This is a genomic window from Natrinema soli (genome assembly GCF_028618695.1).
This window is the reverse complement of the sequence record NZ_JAQIVI010000377.1, coordinates 1-8,047: the sequence shown is the minus strand read 5'-3', so window position 1 is coordinate 8,047 and position 8,047 is coordinate 1. Positions and strand designations below refer to the sequence as shown.

The following is an 8,047-nucleotide window of genomic DNA, read 5'->3' as shown; positions in this document are numbered from 1 at the left end:
CTCAGCCCGCGCTCGACGCCCTCGTACCGATCGAGGCGCTCGAGGTCCGCAGCGTCGACCGCGAGCAATCGTCCGTCGACGCTGCCGCCGGGCACGAGCGTTGGATACCGACCGTCGACCCGGTGGAGCCCCTCGAGCGTTGCGCGGCCGGCGAACTCGTAGTGGGCGTCGTCCCCGAGGACGGTCGCGACTCGCTCCCGTTTGGTCAGCGTTCCGTACACGAAAACGGGCATATCGGTTATCGTGGCTCGAGTGACTTGCGCGTACCGACGTTCGATCGATTCCGATACGACTGTCTCGGGGCAACACCATCGCGGGCGGCCATCGGACGAGAGCGGAGCTCGGGACAGCAGTACGCACGGATCGCATAGTGGTCGCGCAGTCGGTGTGAACCGATTCTATCGGGACGATACTCGTCCCCGGCACCGCAGCAAAGCGGAGCGCCGCAGACAGCGCGGATGGAACAGTCCGGAGGTCGAACGCTATCTGTTTTGCATCCAGTTTCCTCTTGGCAGGGAAAACCCACCGACGCGAATGGGTCTTAGTTTCGAAACGATCAGATAGAGTAGCAAGGCCCCAAAGAAGGTTGCAGGCGTCAACACGAGGTGCCAGAGGATCGTGTTTTGTATCTCGTAACCGCTCGCACTGAGCGCTTCGGCTCCTTTCTCGAGAACGTATAACACGGGGGGATGTGCAACGTAAATACCGACGGCATAATTCCGTCCCCACGACGGTACCGCGGTGTCCGTTCCGAGATCCGGCCGAGAGAGGAGGAAGACGAACAGCGAGACGGCAACCAGCGCAGTTCCGATCGTATAACTCGCCCAATAGACGCCCTGCGCAACGGTGCTTTCAGTGATGACGTAGCCCAGTACGTATCGTTCACCGATATGGAGCGCGCCGAAGAGGACGGTCAATCCGAGATAGAGCGTGCTTCGATCGGCAGCCGGCTGCCATTCGTGCGAGTAGATGGAGTAGCCGAGGCTCGTGTAGAAGAACCCGAAGAACAGGCCGTCTCTGATCGCGAACGGAACGTCAACGAACATCGTATAGCTCGAGCCGAGAAGTCCGACGAGATGAAATCCGAGCGAAATCGGCAACAGATACGCGCTCAGACCGTGATTAATGCAGAGATAGATGAGCAGGTACGAAAAGAGTAGCGCCGGGAAGAACCACAGTATCTCGGAGACGGACGTCCCGTAGTAAATCAGTTCGACCGGTGAGACAAACGCAGCCAGCTCGTGGACGACGCTGGTTACGATATCGCGATTTTCGACGCTGGCCTGGACGGCCGTTCCCGCGAGGAAAACCGGAAACGTGAGCAGTAGCCCGAACAGATAGAGCGAAGAGATATCGGACACTCGTTTGAGAAACTGGGTAGTCGGATCGCTGCGAGCGATTTTGAGGGCGAAAAAATACCCGGACGCCATGAAAAAGAACGGGACGGCGAACCGCGCGGTAGATTCTATCAGGAAGTTAGCGAGATTGCCGTACAGTCCGAATCCCTCGAACGGATTCGTGTGTATGACGACGACACCGACCATCGCAACGATTCGCGTTGCGTCGATACTGGAGATGCGCTCAGACATTATTCGGCCTCGAATCCGTTTCGTTCGTGGGTTCTCGATTCGAGTGAACGGGCCGCTGACCGACGGACGCGTTCACGTTCAGTACGAACTCCGGTTTGCCGCAGTTTCGCGTCTGCGTGCCCGAATAGAGCGAATACGCTGCTACGTCGGACATGATCAGGGGGAGAGACGGCCTCACACTCTCAATTCGTCCTCTCATACGGCTCGTCAGACCGTGTACAAGCTGAATAAGGACAGTCACCGTTTACACGCTACCCACGGATTTGCCCGAATTACATTCGCTTAGACAGTGTTTAGCGTCTGACTATCACACCCAACCGATCGAAACGAATGCCGTCTCGAGATCGTTTCCACCTGGCTATCGATGCTCGAGAGGAGAACTACAGATTCGGATGCAGTGATCGAGACGCATCTGTGCGGCCCGAGTGACTGTGATCGAAGCGAGCTCCGAGTGAAGCCGCGAAAATGAGCGTGAAGAGACGGCGGTGACGGCTCGAGGAGCGCCGGTACCGAACGATGCCCGGGAACCGCGAGTCGCGGGTTATCGCTCTTCGAGCGGGACGAACTCCTGATCCTGCGGCCCGGTGTAGCGGGCGCGCGGGCGAATGAGTCGGTTGTCCTCCTGATACTCGAGGACGTGGGCGATCCAGCCGCCGGCGCGGCTCATGGCGAAGATGGGGGTGTACATGTCGATCGGGATGCCGAGCTGGTAGTAGACGGAACCGGAGTAGAAGTCGACGTTCGGGGCGATCCCCTTCTCGCCGAGCCCCTTCTCGTCGGTGAGGTACTGTTCGATGGTGGTGGTGTAGTTGTACCACTTGTCCTCGCCGTTTTCGGCGAGTTCCTCGCTGCGTTCCTGGAGGATCTTCGCGCGAGGGTCCTTGACGTTGTAGACGCGGTGGCCGAACCCGGGAATGCGCCGGCCCTGCTCGGTGGCCTGTTCGACCCACTCGCGGTGGTCGAGGTCGCTCTCGTCGATCTCGATGAGGACTTCCATGACGTCCTGATTCGCGCCGCCGTGGAGCGGCCCGGAGAGGGCACTAATACCGCCGGTGACGGCGCTGTAGATGTCGGCCATCGTCGAGCCGATGACCATCGAGGTGAACGTCGAGGCGTTCAGGCCGTGATCCGCGTGGAGGATGAGCGCCTGATCGAACGTCTCGGCGGCGATGTCGTCCGGCACCTCGCCGGTCAGCATGTAGAGGAAGTTCGCGGCGAGGCCCAGATCGGGGTCGGGGTCGACGGGTTCCTCGCCGAGGCGATAGCGCTCGAAGGCCGCGAGCGCGGTCGGGATCTTGGCCGTGATGCGACGCCCCTTCCGAAGCGTCGCATCGAGATCGTCGGGGTCGGCCTCGGCTTCGGGTTCGTAGGCCGAGAACATCGAAACCGCAGTCCGCAACGCGGCCATGGGCTGCTCGTCGGCCGCGGCGAGCTTCTCCATCGTCGCGAGGACGTCGTCGTCGACCTCGCGTTCGTCCATGAGTGCGGCCGTAAACGGCTCGAGCTCGTCCTCGGACGGCAGGTGACCGTTCCAGAGCAGGTAGAGCACTTCCTCGTAGCTCGCGCCGCGAGCGAGGTCCTCGATCGTGTAGCCGCGGTAGATCAGTCGACCGACGTCGCCGTCGATCGAACTGAGTCCCGATTCGGCGACCAACACACCCTCGAGCCCTTTCTTGAGGTCGTCAGACATACTCAGGGATTTCGGACCCCAATGGAAAAGTATTATCGTTTATCGGGTGACGGCGGTCGGCACATCGATTGTACATATTTTGCCGGTTTTACGACTACAGACGAATGCTTGTTTCGTGATCGAACGAACGGACAGTCAGTCGATATCCGGACGGAGTACTGTAATTGTCGTTCGTGAACCTCGATTGAATACCGATCCCGTCGCGATGCCGGAATGGCGGGGAAACGATTTCGACTAGAACGGGTCGAAATGGCCTCGTACGGGACAGCTCACCGAATTCGGTCAGGGCTGGCCGCCGCGACCGGCACCGGCGACCGACCCGGCCGGTTCAGGCCGCTTGAGCGTCGTCTGAAGGCCATAGAGAACGATGACGAGCCCGAGCGCACCGAATTGGACCATCTGTACCGGGTGAACCATCGCGACGATACCGGCCACGGCGAAGACGAGCCTGAGGCCGAACGTCGCGCCGCGATCGAACGTGAACCGGTAGTTGATCCCGTGAATGATTGCGATAGAACCCAGAAGCGCGATCGCACCGGCGCTCAGTGAGGCCGCGGAGAACTCGCCGGAGACGACAGCCGGATGGTAGACGAACACAAAGGGGAGAACGAACAGCGGCGCGGAGATTTTGATCGCTTCGACGCAGGTCCGCCAAAAATCACCGCCGGCGATTCCCGTCGCGACCGCGACACACGTCGCGATCGGTGGCGTCAGTCCCGCCAGAATCGCCGCGTAGAAGACGAAGTAGTGCGCGGCGAGATCCGGGATGAGGAACTGATTGATGAGCGTCGGCGCGATCAACAGCGCGACGACGGTGTAGGACGCTGTCGTCGGCATCCCGAGACCGAGCAGGATACAGATAACCATCGCGAGGAAGAATGCGATGAGGGGAATACCGCCGGAGAGATCCATGAGCGTGAGCGAGATGGCCGTCGGGACACCGGTCGCCATCAGGATATCGACGACGCCGTTGATCGCCGCCAGAATGATCGCGATCGGTGCGAGCACGATGACGCCCTGACGGAAGCCCTCGAGCGTCTGTTTGAGGGTATGGATCAGTGTCGCACCGAGACTCCCGCCCTCGAGTGCCGTGTCGATAAGTGGAATCAGGAGTCCGAGCGCGATCATGGCAACGGCCGTCTGTAGTGCCGCCGTCATCACCGTCACCTGGACGATACCGAGCTGGTAGACCAGTAGGAGCAACGGCAGGCCGTACTTGGTCGACTCGAGAATCCCCTCTTTCCGACTCAGTTTGTCGTCGAACAGACCGCTCATCGAGGGATCGTTGATCTGGGGAGCCGCGACGTAGTGGACGGCGATGAAGATCGAGACCACGAGGATCACTGCGGGAATGAGACCGGCAATAATGACGTTCCCGTACGTGACGCCGGTGATCAGCGAGGCCATGATGAAGGCACCGGCACCCATAACGGGCGGCAGCACCTGACCCGATGTCGACGCGACCGCTTCGATCCCGCCGGCGGTTTCGGGCTTGATGCCGCTCTTTTTCATGAGTGGAATCGTGAACGAGCCGGTCATGCCCGCGTTTGCGGTCTGGCTTCCGTTGACCGATCCGATGATGGCGCTCGCGAGGACCGCGGTCTGTGCGATCCCGGAATCGATGTACTTGGCGGATCGAACGGCGATCCGGAGGATGAGGCCGAACGCACCATATGCCTTCAATAGCCCGGCGTATAACAGGAAGAGCGCGATCCAGGCTGCGACGAGCTGGGTCAGAAAGCCGTAGAAACCGTCACCGCTAATGGCGAGAATTCGGAGTGTTCGCTCGATGGTGAGCCCACCGTGGCTAAGCGTTCCCGAGAGGTACGGTCCGGCGAACCCGTACCCGATACCGCCGAGCACGACGATCAGGAATGTCATGCCGAACGATCGCCACGTGAGGTAGATCACCACCAGCGAAATCGCGAGTGCGAGTATGATCTCGTAGTCATAGGCCTGACCGGCGCGAGTATAGACCACGTCGGTGTAGAAGGCGAACAGATACACCGTCACGACGGATACTATCCCACCTGAAGCGGTCAGCATCACCGTTTCGAGCCAGTTCTTCTCCTCGATCGTGTACGGGAGTTCGATCAGCAGGTACAACAGGAGGACCCCGCCGAGGAAGAGAATGCCGTATCGACCTCGGTCCATCATCTGCGTTCTGGAAAACCAGAAAACCAGCAGCCAGAACGGGATCGATCCGAGGATCACTGCCAACTCGAACTTGCCCCGGAGTCCGTCGGCAACCGTCAGGGGTGCGCTGGTATCGAGGATGTCCTCGTCAGCAGGTGTTGGGATATCTGACTGGTCGGCGCCTCTGATATCGTCAGTACTCTCGTCGTTTTTTACCATTTGTCAATTATCGAAATGGGGGATCGGAGTATTCGGCGGAAATTATTCCTCGGAGGCCTCACCGCGCGTCCAGGCGTCGTCCCAGACGTCGTTCTCTTCGAAGAACTCGGCGACCCCTTCGTGGACCTCGAGCCCCTCCATGACCGTCTGCGTCATTGCTTCGGGAGTAAATTCGAGCGTCGTCGAGTCCGCTTCGCGGAGCGTGTCGTGGTGCTCGTTCGAGAGGCGAGCGATCTCTTTGGTCGCTTCGGCGGGAATGTCGGGACTGAACGCCCACTGTGCCGCGAGCGACCACGAGGTGACCGTATCGGTGTACTGCGTCACGTCCTGCTCGTAGCCGTAGGGTTCGAACTCCTCGAGCAGCGCACCGGAGTGGTCCTCGATCGCCTGCTTGAAGTCGTCGTCGACCTCGAGCAGGTTGAGCCCCTCGCTACTACGGACGTCGACGTTCTGACACCAGCCGGAGAGTTCGACGCCGTTCGCGCCGTACAGACAGAGCGCGTCAATGTTCCCTTCCTCGACCTGGCCGGGAATGTCGCCGGTGTCCGCGTTGTTGATCTCGTTCGGTTCCCAGACGCCGGCATCCTTGAGGATTTCTTCCGTCAGCAGACGGGTCCCAAAGCCGGGCTGGATCGGGTAGATCGTGTAGCCGCCGTCTTGCAGGTCCGCGGTCGATTCGAGACCGCTGCCCTCGAGGCCGACCATGTGGATCTGCAGCGACGTGAACATGAATCCCTGGTGAGGGAGCGAGTCGACCGGGTTCTCCTCGAACGGGGCATCGTCGTTCATCGCCTTCGAAATGGAGTTGTTGTCGACGCCCATCGCGGGGATGTTCCCGTCGTCGTACTCGCGAAGGTTCGCCGTCCACCCGTCCGTCACCTGAACGGAGATATCGACGACGTCGCTGTGTTGCTGTGCGGCGCGAGCGAGCGCCTGCCCCGCTGCTTGCGTCGAACTATCAGAAGACGTCCCGCCGATCGTGACGGTGATTGTGTCGCTGTCCCCACCGAGACATCCGGCCATACTGATGACACCCACTGTCGCAGCGCCCTTCAGCACGTCTCGTCTATTTTGATTGGTATTAGCACACATACACAGCTTCCGTTTCGATTACCAGTATAAAAATGTGTTGTTGCGCGCTAAAAATTCCATATAGTATCTGTATTTATACATTATAAGTTCCGCGATGATAATCATCTCATAACTTGCGTTAAGAGCACTGTAGCATACAATAACGTATTTAATATATGACCAGCACAGTTAAAAATAGTAATATATTAATGATAGGACAGTCATTTTCACGGCACTGAGACGGCGAGAACGGCACTCTTTTTTAAATGGTTTCCCAAGAATCCGCGTCAATGGATCGGTCGTACTGGCGAACGGTGTCGCTCGTCACGATGTGGCAGATCGCCGCAAGTATCTGCTATTATACGATTTTCGCCGCGACACCGTTCTTCCGGGACGCGTTCGGGCTCTCTCGGTTCTCGGTCGGAATCGTCGTCACCACCCTCACTCTCGGCTATGCCGTCTTTCTCTTGCCACTCGGCGCGCTGACCGATCGGTTCGGCGAACGGCTGACGCTGACGGTCGGTCTCGTCGGTCTCGCGACGGGCAGTCTCCTGGTCGCCGGCGCACCGACGTACGCCCTGTTGCTCGCGGCGGTGTTCGTCCTCGGATCGCTGTACGGGACCGCGATCCCCGGGACGAACAAGGCGGTCTTCGACCGGATCGAGCCGGGCCGCCAGAACCTCGCGATGGGGATCAAGCAGGTCGGCGTCACCGGGGGGAGCGGTATCAGCGCGCTCCTGGTCACCGGTCTCGCGGGAGCGCTCTTCCACCGAGCCGGCTTTCTCGTCGCCGCGGGAGTCGGCGCGGTCGTCGCCGTCGTGTTCTACGTCGGCTACTCGAGCGACGGCAGTGGCGGGACGGCCGACTATCCCGACTTCGGCGCGTTGCTCTCGAACCGGCCGTACGTCGTGTTGACGACCGCCGGCCTCTTTCTCGGGGCGGCCCTCTTCACGACCACCGGCTACACGGTCCTCTACGTCGAGGAGTCCATCGGCGCGTCCGTCGCGTTCGGCGGCGTCGTCCTCGCGCTCGTCCAGCTGTTCGGGAGCGTCGGGCGCGTGCTGACCGGCTGGCTGAGCGACGTCTTACCGGGAGAGCCCCGCGTCAGGATCGGATCGCTGCTCGTCGCCCAGACGCTGGGCAGCGCCGTCATGTTCGTCGTCGTCGCGTCGACGACAACCGAACGCGGTGCCGCGATCGCGTTCGCCGTCCTTGGCTTCTTCGTGCTCGGCTACACCGGCGTCTACTACTCCGTCATGGCGACACTGGTCAGCGCGGACGAGATGGGCGGTGCGACCGCGGGCGGCCAACTCGCGCTCACCAGCGGTGCGCTCGTCGCACC

Annotated in this window: 6 protein-coding genes; 1 reads left to right on the top strand and 5 read right to left on the bottom strand. The window is 60.5% G+C overall.

All coding sequences use genetic code 11. From position 1 onward, the window contains the following. From PGX04_RS21225 to PGX04_RS21205, 5 genes are all read right to left on the bottom strand, one after another. Positions 1–233, bottom strand: a 233-nt coding sequence (locus PGX04_RS21225; protein ID WP_273740329.1) for a gamma-glutamylcyclotransferase family protein, incomplete at its 3' end; no start/stop codon positions are given. 249 nt (positions 234–482) lie between these two features. Further along, on the bottom strand, positions 483–1,589 hold the full coding sequence (locus PGX04_RS21220) for an acyltransferase (protein WP_273740328.1): 1,107 nt from the start codon (positions 1,587–1,589) through the stop codon (positions 483–485). 541 nt (positions 1,590–2,130) lie between these two features. Next, entirely contained in the window at positions 2,131–3,279 is a 1,149-nt protein-coding gene (citZ, locus tag PGX04_RS21215; protein WP_273740327.1) for a citrate synthase, read from the bottom strand. A 282-nt stretch (positions 3,280–3,561) separates the two neighbouring features. Further along, the gene (locus tag PGX04_RS21210; protein WP_273740326.1) at positions 3,562–5,634 is read right to left on the bottom strand and encodes a TRAP transporter permease; all 2,073 of its coding nucleotides are present in this window, start codon (positions 5,632–5,634) and stop codon (positions 3,562–3,564) included. 42 nt (positions 5,635–5,676) lie between these two features. After that, entirely contained in the window at positions 5,677–6,690 is a 1,014-nt protein-coding gene (locus tag PGX04_RS21205; protein WP_377043186.1) for a TAXI family TRAP transporter solute-binding subunit, read from the bottom strand. A 305-nt stretch (positions 6,691–6,995) separates the two neighbouring features. Here PGX04_RS21205 and PGX04_RS21200 point away from each other — a divergent pair. Next, positions 6,996–8,047 (top strand): MFS transporter (locus tag PGX04_RS21200; RefSeq protein ID WP_273740324.1); only part of this gene is annotated, 1,052 nt, incomplete at its 3' end.